The sequence below is a fragment of the Streptomyces sp. NPDC004111 genome, from assembly GCF_042874215.1.
Taxonomy (GTDB): Bacteria; Actinomycetota; Actinomycetes; order Streptomycetales; family Streptomycetaceae; genus Streptomyces.
Map to the genome: position 1 here is coordinate 77,424 of NZ_JBIAMU010000022.1, position 12,818 is coordinate 90,241.

The following is a 12,818-nucleotide window of genomic DNA, read 5'->3' on the forward strand; positions in this document are numbered from 1 at the left end:
TCCACCAGCCTCATGCCGTCCGTAGAGTGCGGGTATGACTATCCCACGTGAAGCCAACGGGCGTCCGCTCACGTTCTATACGTTGGATCTAGAGGCCGCCCTTGCTTACGCTCGCGACGCGCTGTCTGAAGGACTGAACGTCAAGGTTCTGGACCAGGACCTTCGCGACACGAAGACCTATAGAAGCTTCCAGGAATCCCCGATCCTGGTGAAGTACTGGGCCGTCGAGGTCAGCGAGCATGACAGCGCGAGGGGGTACCGGTCACATTCCGCGCATCAGATCATCGATGCTGTCGAGGCTTTGAAGCCCGAGGAGTACGGGGCCATCCACGCCGACGACCTGGTGACGTTCTGCCGAGTTCACTACGACAAGGCCAGCAGCAACCGGAAGTAGGGCCCTCCTCCGTCTCAGTTTCCGTCTCATTCGCCAAGGTCCAACAGCGTCCACCGAAGTACGCGGCCGGTTCGAGAGACTCGCTGCGGCAAGGCATGAACGCAGGTGAACGACCCTGCACCGACGCATCAAGGCGACGATCAGACTTGGAAAGCGTGTTGGGGGCAACCCCTCACGAGTTCGAATCTCGTATCCTCCGCAGCTAGAAGGCCCGGACCGTGCAAACGGTCCGGGCCTTCTGCTTTGGCAGTCTCATCCACAGTCTCAACGAGGCTGTTCAGGATCTTTCTCGTCCGCCCCGCCGTCGCTCTTCGCGACCTCCCAAATGAGCCCGCCGACCTTCTGCGCGACGTCTTGCAGGATGCCGCCAGTCACGTGCTGATACCGGGCCGCCATCGCGGTGGACGACCACCCCATGATCTGCATGACCACTCGTTCCGGAACCCCGAGGATCAGCAGCACCGTGGCGGCGGTGTGCCGCGCGTCGTGCAGTCGCCCGTCACGGACCTTGGCGTCGGCAAGCAACGTCTTCCACGCGTCATAGTCCGTGCTGGGTACAAGAGGGGCCCCGAAGGGTGAGGTAAAGACGAAACCCCTCTCGACCCACTCTTGGGCGGCTCGTGCTCGCTCTCTCGCTTGCTCCTGCCGGTGCAACTCCAGCAGCCGGGCCAGTTCGTCGGGCACACCAATCACCCGTCGGCCAGCGCGTGACTTTGTGTTCGCCGTGTCCTCGTTCTTCCGCACCCGCTGCTTGCAGTACCCGGGCTTGGTCCCACAGTCCCCGCCACAGCCGTGCAGATACTTGGGCCGGAGACGGTTCGTACGGACCCGCAGAATGCCCGCCGGTAGGTCGACGTCAGACCAGCGCAGTCCGAGCGCTTCGCCTTGCCGCAGACCGAGCGCGAGAGCGATGGACCAGCGGGCACTGTTGCGGAGCTTGGCCGCTTCGGAGAGGAGCCGCTGGACCTCCTCGATGTCGTACGGCTCAACTTCCTCGTCTTCAATCCGGGGCGGCACAGCAAGCGAAGCAACGTTCCGGGTTACGTGGCCACGCCGCATCGCGTGGTTAAGCGCCGTCCGGAGCGTGCGATGCGCCTGGTGGGCCGTGGCTGGTTTGCTGCCGTTGGCCAGCATCTTCGAGTAGAAGCGTTCCAGGTGCTCCGGCTCAAGCTTGTCCAGCCTGTGCGCCCCGATACCTGGCGTCAGGTGCACCCGGACGGCGACCTCGTAGCCGGCGTAGGTGTTCTCCCGTACGGACGGCTTGGCAATCTCTTCCACCCAGTGGTGAAGCCATGCCTTAACGGTCCAAGGCTTGCCGGGCTTGCGGACCTTGCCGGCATCCCGCTGCTTCTCCAAGGCGCGAACCTTCTTGATGACCTCCCCTTCACTCACCTTGCTCATGACGTGCCGTCGGTCAGGCGTGCCGTCATCGCGGACGCCGACCGTCACACGGCCGTGCCAATAGCCGTCCTTGCCGAAGTAGATGGACGACGCTCCGTCGGGACGCTTCGCGCGCTTCTCCATGAGTCTCCTTAAGCGGCCAGGTGCTGGCCGTGCGGCTGCATTCGAGCGGTGAGGTAGTCGTTGAGTGCCTGCACTGGCACGCGGCGGAGGTGCCCAATGCGCACGGTCTGGATCGCCCCGTCACGGATGAGGGCGAACATCGTGGTCCGGCCGATGCTGAGGCGTCGGGCCGCTTCCTCGACCTTGAGAGCAATGAGCGTGGGGTCTGGCCCGCTGTCGATGGGGGCGGGGGTCGGCTGGGGGGCGGTCGTCACGTTGAGCCTCCTTGGCGGAGTCTTCGGGGCGAGGGAGAGGCGAACTCTGCGGACGTCGTGAGCCGTGTGCGTCCGAGGTTCGGATTTCTGCGTCATTGCGACATGCACGTCATTCAGGGCTCTGACCTGCGGGTTTTGATGACGCAGGGCGGTCGGGGGTGCGTCATGGATGACGTGGGTGCGTCATGGGCCATGACGCAGATGACGCAGGATGACGCAGCCGTCTGTGTCTGCGTCATGCTTCTTTCCGCAGCTCACGGGCGGTTTCCTCGCTTGCATGACGCGGATGACGCAGGTCTTTCCTACTTAGGAAAAGAGGGGGCGTGTTTCTGTCTTTGGTGGGGTGCGTCTTCGCGCGTGAAGGGCGAAGAGCGGGCCGCTGCGCGGCGCGTCTTGTGCAGCGGCGGCGGTGCCGCCGGAACAACAAGAGGAGCACCCGGGGCGGGGTGCTCCTCTTGCTCTTTCACGGTCCGCGTGCGCGCTCGGTGGGTCAGAATGCGGCCTGCTGCTGTGGGGGCGGTGGCGGGGCGGGGCGGGCCATTTCGATGTAGCGGGCGGTCATGGTGCGGCCCCAGTCGACCAGGACGCCGCGGGCGGCCAGGGTGGGTTGGAGGCGCTTGAGGCGGTCGGAGAGGACTTTTCCGGTGGTGGGCCACCCTTTGGGCAGCGGGTGGTAGTCCTCGCCGGTGTAGAGCTGGGTGAGGGCGTGCAGCCATTCCGCGGCCGTCATCCGCTGCTCGGTGCCCGCCTCCATGCCGGCTGCGTGCTTGAGAACGGTCTGGGCGAGGAGGTCGCCCTCGATGACGTCGTCGTTGAGTTCGTCCAGGCTTGCCCGGTAGGCGGCGAGCACTCCCCAGCTCTGCGCCGCATCGAGCTGTGCGCACAGGTGGGCGAAGTCCGCCATCCGCAGATCGGTCGGGGTGTCCGCCTGTGCGCTGCGCACCTTCACGGTCAGGTCCAGCAGCGATCCGAGCACGATGGGCAGGGCTTCCGCGTACTCCGCCCACAGTTCGGCTTCGGTGCGCCGCACCTGGGGCCGCTCCAGGCGTAGGGGCAGGAGGCGTTCGGCGAGGTCGGGGCGGATGATGCCGACGTCGATGCCGGTGAGCAGGAGCGGGCGGCGGTAGCGGGAGCGGTAGACGTCGCCGTCGCTGAACAGGGCCCGCTTGATGCTCTCGGCGCCGGTGACGACGCAGCACATCAGGTCCGAGAGGTCCGGCGGGAGGTGGGACAGGTTGTCCAGGGCGGTGATCCACCCGGCGGCCACCGCCGTGATCAGGTTCTCTTCGTCCTTCGGGGCGCGGCGCAGGTCGCCGGTCATGCCCTCGATGATGCGCACGAGCATCCGTCCGCCGGTGGACTTCCCCGCCCCTTGCGGGCCGGTGAGGAAGGGGGCGGGGACGGGGACGGACGGCTCCAGGCAACCGATCAGCCAGGCCAGGGCCAGGCATTCCGTGTCGGGCCCGGCGAAGTTGCACAGCCGCATCAGCAGGTCGATGCCCTTACCGTCGGTGTCCTTGGCGGGCAGGGGCAGTTCCCCGGTGAGCTGGGTGCGCCGCCAGGACACCTCACGCGGGTCGGGGGTGCGGATGTCCCACCCGGTGGGGTGGATCCGCACCGACTGCCCGTCGTCCCTGCCCAGGTCCAGCCAGGTGGCCCCGTCGAAGCCGGGGGCGACGCGGATATGGGTGGGCTGCACGTCCTGACTGAGGGCGAGTGCTTCGATCAAGTCCAACGCCTCCTTCATGGCCGTCCCGTTGAACACGCCCAGACCGGCGTTGAACAGGTCGACCATCAACTCCTGCCGGTGACTCCCGGTCGTGCCCTGGGAGCGGATCGGACGGGCCACGGGGTGCCCGTTGCGCTGCGCGTACACGGTGCCCTCGGTGGTGCGGAAGTACCGGAAATGCGCCTGCGCATAGTCGGTGATGACCTCCCGCGCGGGAGTCTTGTCGTCCTCGGACATGACTCACACCCCCAACGCGGTGCGGGCGTTGGCCCACGCGTCCGCACAGTGCCGGAGCGATTCCCCCTTGGCCTGCGCCGCGGTGAACAGCCGGGCCACGTGGCCGTCCGTGAGGCACCCGCACCGCCCGTGCGTGGACAGCACGGCAAGGAAGGTGCGGTAGACGGTGGTGTGCACCGCGTCGTGCGCCGTGGTGATGCGTTGCTCCGCCATCGTGATGCCCCGCTCTAGGTAGGCGGGGGTGCGGTGGCGGCACCCACCACCCGCCGGTGCGGGCACCATGTTGGCGGGTACCGGCCGGGCCGCGGCCGGCTTGTCAGCCAGTGCGCGCACAACGTCCGGCAGCGGGACGGTGGTGCCGGTGCCGTGGTCGCGCCACCGGGCGTAGGACATGGACGACTTGAGGTCGACCCCGGAACGTACGGCGTTCACCGACCGCATGGTGCCCTGGTAGATCCAGTGCTCGCCGCGGCTGGTGGGCACGGTCTGGGTGGCGGGCAGGATCTCGCGAGCCCATGCGACGGCGGCCGGGTTGTCGAGGTCAACGACGGTGAGGCCGGCGCCGCCGGGGTGGTAGGCCACCGCCTCCGCTCGCTCCCAGGCGCGGGCCCATGGCGGGGAGGTGATGACGTCGGGGTCGGTGGTGGCGGCGGCCCACGCGTGGCACGGCGCCGGGCAGGTGCAGGGGCCGGGGGTCTTCATGTGGGGGCGCCCGCCGCAAGCGTTGCGGGTGCAGGTGGGGCAGTTCCCGAAGGGGACTTTGCCCGCGCGCAGGGGGAGCACGGGCAGCCCGGTGCGGGCCAGATCCAGGGCGGTGGTCAGCAGAGTGTTCATGCCGCCACCGCCCCGGTGGCGAGGTGGGCGAGTGCGGCGGTGCCGATGTGCTGGGTGTAGGCCGGGGGGATGGCTTCGGTGAGTTCCTCGCGGACGTCGGTCCAGGTGATGCCCATGGCGTGCTGCATCTCGGGGACGGTGGCCTTGCCCCCGCCGGAGCCGTAGGCGGCGACGTAGGGGCCGTCGAAGTACTGGCCGTGCCGCCAACCGCGCACCCTGCCCCGGTGGGGACGGTGGACGGGCTGTGCGGTGGTCCAGCCGCCCAGTTCGAAGGTGCGGTGGCGCAGGACTCCGAGACCGAACATCTCCCCGCACAGGTTCAGGTCCTTGCGGACCGGGGCCCGCCCGTTCGGTTGTTCGATCACGTACGGAAGCCCCGTGGCATCCAGCAACTCCCGCAGGGTGGGGATGAGTTGGACGTGGGTGCGGCCCCAGCCCATGGCCCGGTTGGTGCCGACGGTGAGTGCGCATCCGTGCTGGCACGGCGGGGAGGTGTGCACGGCCGCGTACTGGCGGATCTCTCCGGTGGCGATCAGGTCCGCGAGGAATTCCAGGGCGTCGCCCTGGTGGAAGGTGAAGGGGTAGGCGGGGCGGGCGACGATGTCGACGCCGGTGACGTCGAAACCGGCCCGGTGGTAGCCCATGGCGGCGCCGCCGGCGCAGCAGAACAGATCCAACAGGCGGGGTCGCCCATTGTCGGTGGGTTGCGTCATGCTGGGTGTCACCTGCTTCTCTCGGTAGAAGTGGTTGGACAAGGGCGGCCCCGGACTTGTGGCGAGAAGGGGGCCGCCCTTGGTGTTGCTACTCGCAGATGCAGTCGGGGCGTTCGCTGGACCCGTTGGCCCCGCAGCCGGGGCAGTGCGGCGTCTCCCAGGTGTCGGGGTCGTCCGGGTCGTACTCGGTGTCGTCGTCGAAGTCGTCGAAGAGGTCGTTGTTCACGGGGTTCCTCACAGGTTGGGGATGGCGTTCAGGACGGATTCGATGACCTTGTTGATGGGCTCGGAGGCACCGGTGGAGGCCAGGAGGAAGCCGAAGCCGGCGGCGATGAACGCGGCCCCGTAGCCGAGGGACTTGCCGCGCAGGAGGAAGAACAGAACCAGCGCGAAGAGCACGACCAGCGAGACGGTCACAGCCATGACGGGAGTCCTTCTCTGTTCAGGGAGCGGGGCGGTTGAGGGGCGGGCGGCGGGTGCCGGCCGTGTGGACGCGGCGGGCACTGTTGGTCAGACGCCGCCCTGCGCGGAGCCGGTAGCGGGAGCCGCGGCAGCGGCGGCAGACCTTGGCCTTGCGGCGGTTGCCGACGTGCCGGACACCGATGCCGTCGCACGCGCGGCAGGAGGCGAACGGCTGCACAGCGCACAACGCTGCGTAACCGGCGAGGCAGAGCAGGACGGCGAGGCTAGCGAGGAGCACGACGGCTCAACTCCCTTCACAAGGCGGGTTTCGGGGGTTTGCGCAGGTGGGCCGCTAGGCTCTAGTTCCCTGATCACAGGGGGTGCGGGCTGCTAGCGGGGGTGCTAGACCTAGCAGGTGCGGGTGCTAGGTCTAGCACCCGCTGCTGACCTCAGGCGGCGGCCCGATCGGCGTCACGGCGGGTGATGGCGGCGGTGAGGTCGGCCCGCTTGATGCCGCGCCTGTTCTTGCCCTCCCCGGCGTCGGTCTGGCCCCAGACCTGTCCCGCCTTGATGCCCCAGGGCTTGAGGGTGGCAGTCACGTTCTCGCCCTTCCACCCGGCATAGACGTCCGGGTTGTGGGCGGCGAGGCGGGTGGCGATGCGCTCGCACCACACGGCGTCTTCGCCGGGCGGGATGACGGCGAGAGCGTCGGTGAGAATGTCGCTGGTGCGGGCGGCTGCGGGGTCCAGGCCGATGGCGTGGCCGGTGACGTTGCCGTACTCCTCGCGCAGCACCCTGGCCCGTGCGACGACCTTCTCCGCGCCGACGGCGTCCACGAACGCGGAGGCGACGATGCGCGGGTCGTCCCCTTCACCGGCCATCCAGCAGATGCCGCGGTCGGAGCGGGAGAACATGGTGGCCCGGTAGCCGGCCTTGTAGGCGCCGGTGCTGAGGACCATGTCGTTGACGGTGTGGCTCATGACCTTCAGGCAGAACCGCAGGATCGCGTTGGAGGAGATGCCCGGCGGCAGCGACTTCGCGTCCGGGCGCTGGGTGCCGAACATGGCGACGAACCCCAGAGCCGGGCCCCGCTTGGCCAGGTCGGTGCAGATCTCCTCGATCTCCGCCCCGTGCTCCTTGTGCTCGAACGGCACCTGGCACTCGTCGAACGACACCACGATCGGGTGCAGCCGCAGGGCCTTGTCACTGGCCAGCTCCGGAGTGACCTTCGACTCCGGGCACCGGGAGCGCGGCAGACTGCGCACCAGCTTGGTCCGCCGACGCAGCTCCTCGCGCAGCTCCCGCAGCGAGTTGAGGACGTACTCGATGTCTTCGTCGTCGTCTCCGGCCCGGTAGCGGTGGCAGACCGGTTCCAGGGCGCCGAAGTCGCCGGTGCCCTTGAAGTCGAACGCGTGCAGTTCGGCCCGCGGGTCCAGGGCGGCGATCAGCAGGAGCAGCCGCATGAGGAACGTCTTTCCCATGCGGGGGACCGACGCGATGATGATGGACGCGAACATGAGGGTGACGTCGATGTCCCGCATCCGCTGGTCGTTGCCGAAGACGACCGGGCGGAACAGGTCCACCGTCCCGGACCGCAGCAGTGGCCAGGCCGGTTTGGTGGTCTCGTTCATCGGCTTGTCGCCGACCCACAGGACAAGCCGTCCCTCGTGCTCGGTGGGGTCCGGTGCGGGCCACACGCAGCCGACCTTGCGGCGCAGCCCCGAAGCCAGTGCCTCGCGCTGCTGCATCACATCGTCCGGAGTGACGCCGTACGGGAGATCCAGATCGGCGCGGTAGCCGGGGCCGTCGCGCACGATCTCCGAGGTGAAGCGCATGCCGTTCATGTCGCCGCCCTTCTTGATGGCGGCGCTCACCTTCTGGTTGCCGATCGCGTCCAGCGCCCGCAGCACGATCGACCCGGTGAGCTTCTGCAGCTCCGTCTTCATCACGGCCGGGCCGACCACGGGGGCGTCCGGCTGCTGGCCGGCCGTGCCCAGCAGCAGCACCCCGCCGGCCGCGAACGCGTACAGCAGCCCGGGGGCCATGACATACAGCCACAGGGCGAACCCGAGCCCGAACACGGCGGCCACCAGGGTGACCAGGCCGCGCAGCCGCACCCGCCCGGAGCGCAGCCGGGCCAGGCGCATGTACTCCTCCACATCCTCCTGCCGCACCGCGAAGTCGCGCAGCGGGGCCGCCTCGCGGTCCCACACCCACCGGTTCGTCGACGCCACGAACCGGCACGCCCCGCGCGGCGCCATGGTGGTCAGGCGGGCGGCGTAGACGGGCAGGCGCACGGTGTGGAACAGCGAGGCGTACGCGACGTTGGCCCCGGCATGCTTCGCGTTGGCCAGGAAGTCGCGGCGGTTGGTCAACCATCCGGCCAGCACCGGGCGCCGCTTGTCGTTGCGCACACCGGGCTTGGGCAGCTTCGGGTTGTCGACCGCGGCCGGGGCGGTCGTCTCCTCCGCGGTGGCCGGATCGGGGTCGGGGACGGCGTGCAGGCGCGGGGCGTCGGTCATGATGGGGTTCTCCTGCTTCTCTTCGTTGGGTGGGCAGGGGCCCGGGGCGGCCGGAATCCTTGGCCGGGTGAGGCCGCCCCGGGGCACTGCTACTTGGACTGTTCGCGCTCCTCGCGCTGGCGGGCGCCGTCCAAAATGCGGTCCATCTTGCGTTCCAGGTCGCGCCGGTCGACGGCCTCACCGGCGAACTCCCGCTTGCACATCCGCGCCGTCAGCAAGGCAATCCGGGCCTTCTCACCCGCCGTCAGACGCGGGTCACCGGTGTTCTTCACGCGGCAATCTCCGATCCGGTCGCGGTGCCCGGCACGGCGGTGGCGGGCCGGGTGGTCTCCTCGATCGCGGCGGCGGTCGCGAGCTGCGCCCACACCCGCGCCTGACGGATGTAGCGCTCGGGCACGTCGTGCGGGTGGCGGCCGGTGAGGAGCTGTTCGGCGCGCTCCCGGTACTCCTGGCTGGTCACAGCAGGTCTCCCGTTCCGGGGCCGGACTGTCCGGCTCCCCGCCCGCCCCGAACCGCGGGGTCCGGGGCGGACGGGCAGCCGTCAGCGGCGGCGGCCCCGGCGGGTACGGGCCACGGTCTTGGCGGCGGCCTTGCCGTGGGTGCCGCCGACCGTCTTCACGACGGTGACCACACCCCAGGCCATCGCCACGGCCAGGAACGCCAGCAGGGCGAGGTTGGCGGCAATTGCGGTGAGCGCGCCGACCAGCAGCGGCCCGAAGTACACGCCCGCGGCCACCGCGCCGGCGCCGACACCGGAACCCAGTGCAAGGCGGGCCACGGTGCGGTCCGGGGGCGCCTGGTGGACGTGCACGACCTGCGGGGCCGCCGGCTGGTAGGTGGCGGGGAGTTGGTTGCTGTAGGTGTGGGTGCCGTCGGGAAGCTGCACCACATGGGGCAGCTCGGGCAGGGATTCCATGACTCTCCTTGACGTCCGCGCAGCTCAGGCAGCGCGCTGCTCTTCGGGGTAGGCGCAGGGCACGCACATGCCGAGCGAGGCGGGGATGACGTATCCGGCATCCCGGCGGCAGGCGGGGCAGGTGCGGCGGGCGGCATTCGCCTTGGCGAGCGCGGCCCGTTTCGCGGGGGTCATCGGCCGTTTCGGCTTGGCCAGATCGACCCGGTACAGGTAGGCGATCAGCGGGCCGCGCCGGTAGCGGGGGCGGAAGAGTTCGATCTGCACGCCCTGCCCGCCGGGCCGCAACCCCATCGCGTCCAACTGCCGCAGCGTGGCGTAGCCGGTCGGGGCGCACCGCCACAGCACCCGGGGTATCTCACCGTGTCCGGCCGGTGCCGGAGCTTTCGCCAGGCACCGGCCGTAGAGGGTGCCCATCAGGCACTCACCAGGTCGTCAAGGCGGGGCGGGCGCTGTTCGGCGTAGCGGTTACTGACCCAGCCCACCGACCAGCCGGACAATTCCGCTGCGGCCCGCACCGGCAGACCGAGCGCGAACGCCTGACCCACCAGCGAGCGCGCCTCGTCCTCAGCCAGCTTCTCAGTGGCAGGACCGCGGGCAAGGAGTTCGGCGCGTTCACGCTCCGCCCGCTCCTCACGTTCACGGTGTTCACGAGCGGCGCGCTCCGCGGCGTCGCGGCGCTGTTTCTCGGCGCGCTCCGCGGCCTGGCGCTCACGCTGTTCACGCTCACGCTCGGACTGTTCACGGGCGCGTTCACGGCGTTCACGCTCCGCCCGCTCTGCTTGCTCCGCCGCCGCGATCCGGGCCTGTTCCTCGGCCCGCTGGCGGTCCTCGCGTTCACCGGCCTCCCGCGCCAGACGGGCCTCGTGCTCCCGCTGTTCACGGGCGAGCTGCGCGGCGTGCTCGCGCTCCTCGCGGGCCTGCGCCCGCACCGCCTCCGCCCGCTCCCGGGCGACCCGTTCGCGGCGCTCCCGCTCCTCCTGCGCGTCCTTCTCCAGGGCGTGCACGGCCGCGGTGATGGCCCGCCGGTAGGCGAGTCCGGCCTCCGCGGTGACGATGAGCAGGAGCGGCGCCACCGCGTGGATGGCCATGCCCACCAGGTCCCCTTGCAGGGCCGCATCGCCCGTGTTGAGGGCCAGGGTCATGGCGCCGGTCATCCACCGCAGCACCACCGGCCAGCGGCCCCCGTGCCCGCCCAGCCGGGCCAGCACGGAATCCAGGCGGACCACGATGACCACGGCCGCGTCCACGACCAGTGGCAGGATCGGGGCCGTCCACCGCCACGCGGGGGCCGTGTGGGCGGCCATCAGCGGGGTGACGGTGAGGATCGAATAGAGCATGGCCCCGGCCACGATCAGCCAGGAACCCACTGACAGTGCCGTCTCCGCTGAACGGATCTGAACACTGTTCATTGCGGTCTTCATCCCGCCGCCTCCAACGCGCTCACCGGCGGCGCCACCACGCTCACGAAGTAGTCCTGCCCGACGTCGAAGATGAACGGAACCGTCACCCACCGGGAGGCGGCAGAGGGAAGCTTGTCCTCGGGCACCCACGTGTTCAGCGGCGCCCCGTGGGTGGCCGCGAACGCGCGGGCGGCCGCGTCGTCGCGGTGGAGGCTGTGCGGCTGGCCGTAGTGGAGCAGCAGCACCGGCACCGTGTCCGGCGGCGCCTGAAGAGCTTCAATCTGCCGGGCGCGGGCGGCCAGCTCCGTACGGGCGTCGGCCAAGTCGTCCCGGGCATCATCCAGGTCGGCCGCCGCAGCCTCCAAGGCCACCTGGAGCATGCGCATGTCGGCCCGCAGCACACTGATCTCCTGCTCTGCGGACTCGGCTCGGGCGGTGGCCGCGTACAGGGACCGGATGTGCTCGGAGAAAGCGGTATCCGCCTGCTCCCGCACCTCCATCGCCTCAGCGCGGGCGTCCTCCGCATCGGCGGTCAGGCGCTCGATACGGGACTGGGAAACGAGACGGATCACAGCGCACCGCCCGCAGCGATCAGAGCGGCCAGGATCAGCAGGGCCCCACCGGCACGGGTCAGGTCGACCGCGCGCTGTAGACGGGTGAACTTGGCGACGGCCAGCCGGGACAGTCCGGCGATGTCCGCCGCAAGGTCGTCGGCGTCCAGTGCACTGATTTCCTCGGCGGTGAGGGTGGCCCACAGCGGGAACCCGTGGCCCCCCTTCAAGCTGGGGCGCACCGACCCCAGCAGCATCCCGGCCGCCACGACCAGCACCAGCAGACCGGCCACACCCGCGATGGTGGCGGGCCAGTTCAGCGGCAGGTCCCGGCCCGCCGTCCACGCACCGGCGATGACCGCACCGACGAACGCCAACAGCAGCGCCGTCTTGGTGTCCGTCCGCGTGATCTCCGCCTTCACCTCAGCGTGCTGCGTGCGAAGACCGGTGTCGGTGGCACTCATGCGGCACCCCCGGACAGGCTCGCCGCAGCGTTGGTGCGGTTGAGCAGGGCGACGCGGGCAGCGAGGGCGCGGCGGCGGGCCCGGCGGATACGCCGGTCGTCCAGCTCACTCGGGGCGCGGTCCAGGGTGACGATCTGGGCGTCCAGCAGGTCGACGTCCGCCAGGATGACGGGCATCTCCACCTCGATCGCGTCCAGCTCCGCGTCGGTGGGCTCCATGAAGTCGGCGAACGCGGTAACAGCGTCCTGAAGTGTGACGATGTGGTCCATGGGTCGTATCTCTCCTTAGACGGTGGGCGGCCCGAAGCGGCCCCGGATCTAGCCATCCGGGGCCGCACGGTTTGTGGCGATTGGCCCTGCCGCAGAGCACGGCGGGCAGTGCCCCGGACCGGAGTCGAACCAGTCCTGCGACCATCGGGGCGGTGACTGCTAGGCGGTGAGGTGGCGGGCCGCAGCCTCGGTGAGGGCATCTGCGGCGCGCAGAGCCTCCGTACGGGCGTCTGAGAGCTGAGTGGCGCTGGTGGCGTCCCGCAACGCGTAGGCAGCCTTCGCGGCCTCGGCGGCGGCCGGCGCGAGCGCCGGAAGCAGGATCGACACGAGGGTCTGCGGGGCGGTCACGGCCGACCGGGTGGCGTAACTGGCATCGCGGGCGTCGGCTATCGCCGCCGCGTCGGCCCCGGCCAGACGCAGTGACTCGCGGTGCCACATCGTCCGGCGGTGGTCGGCCAGTGCAGCGGCCAGATCGGCCACGGCGGCAAGACCCTTGTCCCGCAGCGCCTCACGTCGGGCGCGGCGGGCGGTGGCCTGCTGAAGTCCGCCAGCGACGATGGCGCCAAGCAGGGTGCCGATCACGGCGATGATGCTCGCGGTCATGGGGTG

The 12,818-nt window shown here is 70.0% G+C and carries 19 protein-coding genes; 1 reads left to right on the plus strand and 18 read right to left on the minus strand.

What is annotated here, in order from left to right; genetic code table 11:
- Window positions 1–34: 34 nt before the first annotated feature.
- Window positions 35–394 carry a hypothetical protein gene (locus ACFYVL_RS35165; protein ID WP_389252278.1) on the plus strand — a complete coding sequence of 120 codons (360 nt, stop codon included), beginning with the start codon at window positions 35–37 and terminating at the stop codon, window positions 392–394.
- Between the two features lie 264 nt (window positions 395–658).
- Here ACFYVL_RS35165 and ACFYVL_RS35170 read toward each other — a convergent pair whose 3' ends face one another.
- The 18 genes from ACFYVL_RS35170 to ACFYVL_RS35255 all read right to left on the minus strand — a co-directional run bounded on the left by ACFYVL_RS35170 (window position 659) and on the right by ACFYVL_RS35255 (window position 12,812).
- The gene (locus ACFYVL_RS35170) at window positions 659–1,918 is read right to left on the minus strand and encodes a tyrosine-type recombinase/integrase (RefSeq protein WP_389252280.1); all 1,260 of its coding nucleotides are present in this window, start codon (window positions 1,916–1,918) and stop codon (window positions 659–661) included.
- Between the two features lie 8 nt (window positions 1,919–1,926).
- Window positions 1,927–2,172 (minus strand): helix-turn-helix domain-containing protein, encoded by a 246-nt coding sequence (locus ACFYVL_RS35175; protein ID WP_389252281.1) that lies wholly within the window; start codon window positions 2,170–2,172, stop codon window positions 1,927–1,929.
- Window positions 2,173–2,662: 490 nt separating this feature from the next.
- On the minus strand, window positions 2,663–4,138 hold the full coding sequence (locus tag ACFYVL_RS35180; protein ID WP_389252283.1) for an ATP-binding protein: 1,476 nt from the start codon (window positions 4,136–4,138) through the stop codon (window positions 2,663–2,665).
- 3 nt (window positions 4,139–4,141) lie between these two features.
- A complete protein-coding gene (locus tag ACFYVL_RS35185; RefSeq protein WP_389252285.1) occupies window positions 4,142–4,972 on the minus strand; it encodes a bifunctional DNA primase/polymerase in 831 nt (276 codons plus the stop codon).
- Window positions 4,969–5,685: a DNA methylase gene (locus tag ACFYVL_RS35190; RefSeq protein ID WP_389252286.1), complete on the minus strand. Its 717-nt coding sequence runs from the start codon at window positions 5,683–5,685 to the stop codon at window positions 4,969–4,971. The genes ACFYVL_RS35185 and ACFYVL_RS35190 overlap by 4 nt, the downstream gene beginning before the upstream one ends.
- Window positions 5,686–5,773: 88 nt before the next feature.
- Window positions 5,774–5,911, minus strand: a complete 138-nt coding sequence (locus tag ACFYVL_RS35195; protein ID WP_389252288.1) for a hypothetical protein — start codon at window positions 5,909–5,911, stop codon at window positions 5,774–5,776.
- Window positions 5,912–5,919: 8 nt separating this feature from the next.
- On the minus strand, window positions 5,920–6,108 hold the full coding sequence (locus tag ACFYVL_RS35200) for a hypothetical protein (RefSeq protein ID WP_389252290.1): 189 nt from the start codon (window positions 6,106–6,108) through the stop codon (window positions 5,920–5,922).
- Window positions 6,109–6,127: 19 nt separating this feature from the next.
- Window positions 6,128–6,385 (minus strand): hypothetical protein, encoded by a 258-nt coding sequence (locus tag ACFYVL_RS35205; protein WP_389252292.1) that lies wholly within the window; start codon window positions 6,383–6,385, stop codon window positions 6,128–6,130.
- A gap of 151 nt (window positions 6,386–6,536) precedes the next feature.
- Complete coding sequence (locus ACFYVL_RS35210) at window positions 6,537–8,609, minus strand: cell division protein FtsK (protein WP_389252294.1); 2,073 nt, start codon at window positions 8,607–8,609, stop codon at window positions 6,537–6,539.
- Between the two features lie 89 nt (window positions 8,610–8,698).
- Window positions 8,699–8,881, minus strand: a complete 183-nt coding sequence (locus ACFYVL_RS35215) for a DUF6257 family protein (RefSeq protein WP_389252296.1) — start codon at window positions 8,879–8,881, stop codon at window positions 8,699–8,701.
- Window positions 8,878–9,069 (minus strand): hypothetical protein, encoded by a 192-nt coding sequence (locus ACFYVL_RS35220; protein WP_389252298.1) that lies wholly within the window; start codon window positions 9,067–9,069, stop codon window positions 8,878–8,880. The genes ACFYVL_RS35215 and ACFYVL_RS35220 overlap by 4 nt, the downstream gene beginning before the upstream one ends.
- A gap of 81 nt (window positions 9,070–9,150) precedes the next feature.
- A complete protein-coding gene (locus ACFYVL_RS35225) occupies window positions 9,151–9,525 on the minus strand; it encodes a DUF6251 family protein (protein ID WP_389252300.1) in 375 nt (124 codons plus the stop codon).
- Window positions 9,526–9,549: 24 nt separating this feature from the next.
- The gene (locus tag ACFYVL_RS35230; RefSeq protein ID WP_389252302.1) at window positions 9,550–9,939 is read right to left on the minus strand and encodes an RRQRL motif-containing zinc-binding protein; all 390 of its coding nucleotides are present in this window, start codon (window positions 9,937–9,939) and stop codon (window positions 9,550–9,552) included.
- Entirely contained in the window at window positions 9,939–10,934 is a 996-nt protein-coding gene (locus ACFYVL_RS35235; protein ID WP_389252304.1) for a DUF2637 domain-containing protein, read from the minus strand. The genes ACFYVL_RS35230 and ACFYVL_RS35235 overlap by 1 nt, the downstream gene beginning before the upstream one ends.
- Window positions 10,935–10,942: 8 nt before the next feature.
- The gene (locus tag ACFYVL_RS35240) at window positions 10,943–11,497 is read right to left on the minus strand and encodes a hypothetical protein (protein WP_389252306.1); all 555 of its coding nucleotides are present in this window, start codon (window positions 11,495–11,497) and stop codon (window positions 10,943–10,945) included.
- Window positions 11,494–11,940: a Pycsar system effector family protein gene (locus ACFYVL_RS35245; protein WP_389252307.1), complete on the minus strand. Its 447-nt coding sequence runs from the start codon at window positions 11,938–11,940 to the stop codon at window positions 11,494–11,496. Before ACFYVL_RS35245 ends, ACFYVL_RS35240 begins: the two co-directional genes overlap by 4 nt.
- The gene (locus ACFYVL_RS35250) at window positions 11,937–12,209 is read right to left on the minus strand and encodes a DUF6284 family protein (protein ID WP_389252308.1); all 273 of its coding nucleotides are present in this window, start codon (window positions 12,207–12,209) and stop codon (window positions 11,937–11,939) included. Before ACFYVL_RS35250 ends, ACFYVL_RS35245 begins: the two co-directional genes overlap by 4 nt.
- A 159-nt stretch (window positions 12,210–12,368) precedes the next feature.
- On the minus strand, window positions 12,369–12,812 hold the full coding sequence (locus ACFYVL_RS35255) for a protein kilB (RefSeq protein ID WP_389252309.1): 444 nt from the start codon (window positions 12,810–12,812) through the stop codon (window positions 12,369–12,371).
- Between the last annotated feature and the right edge of the window lie 6 nt (window positions 12,813–12,818).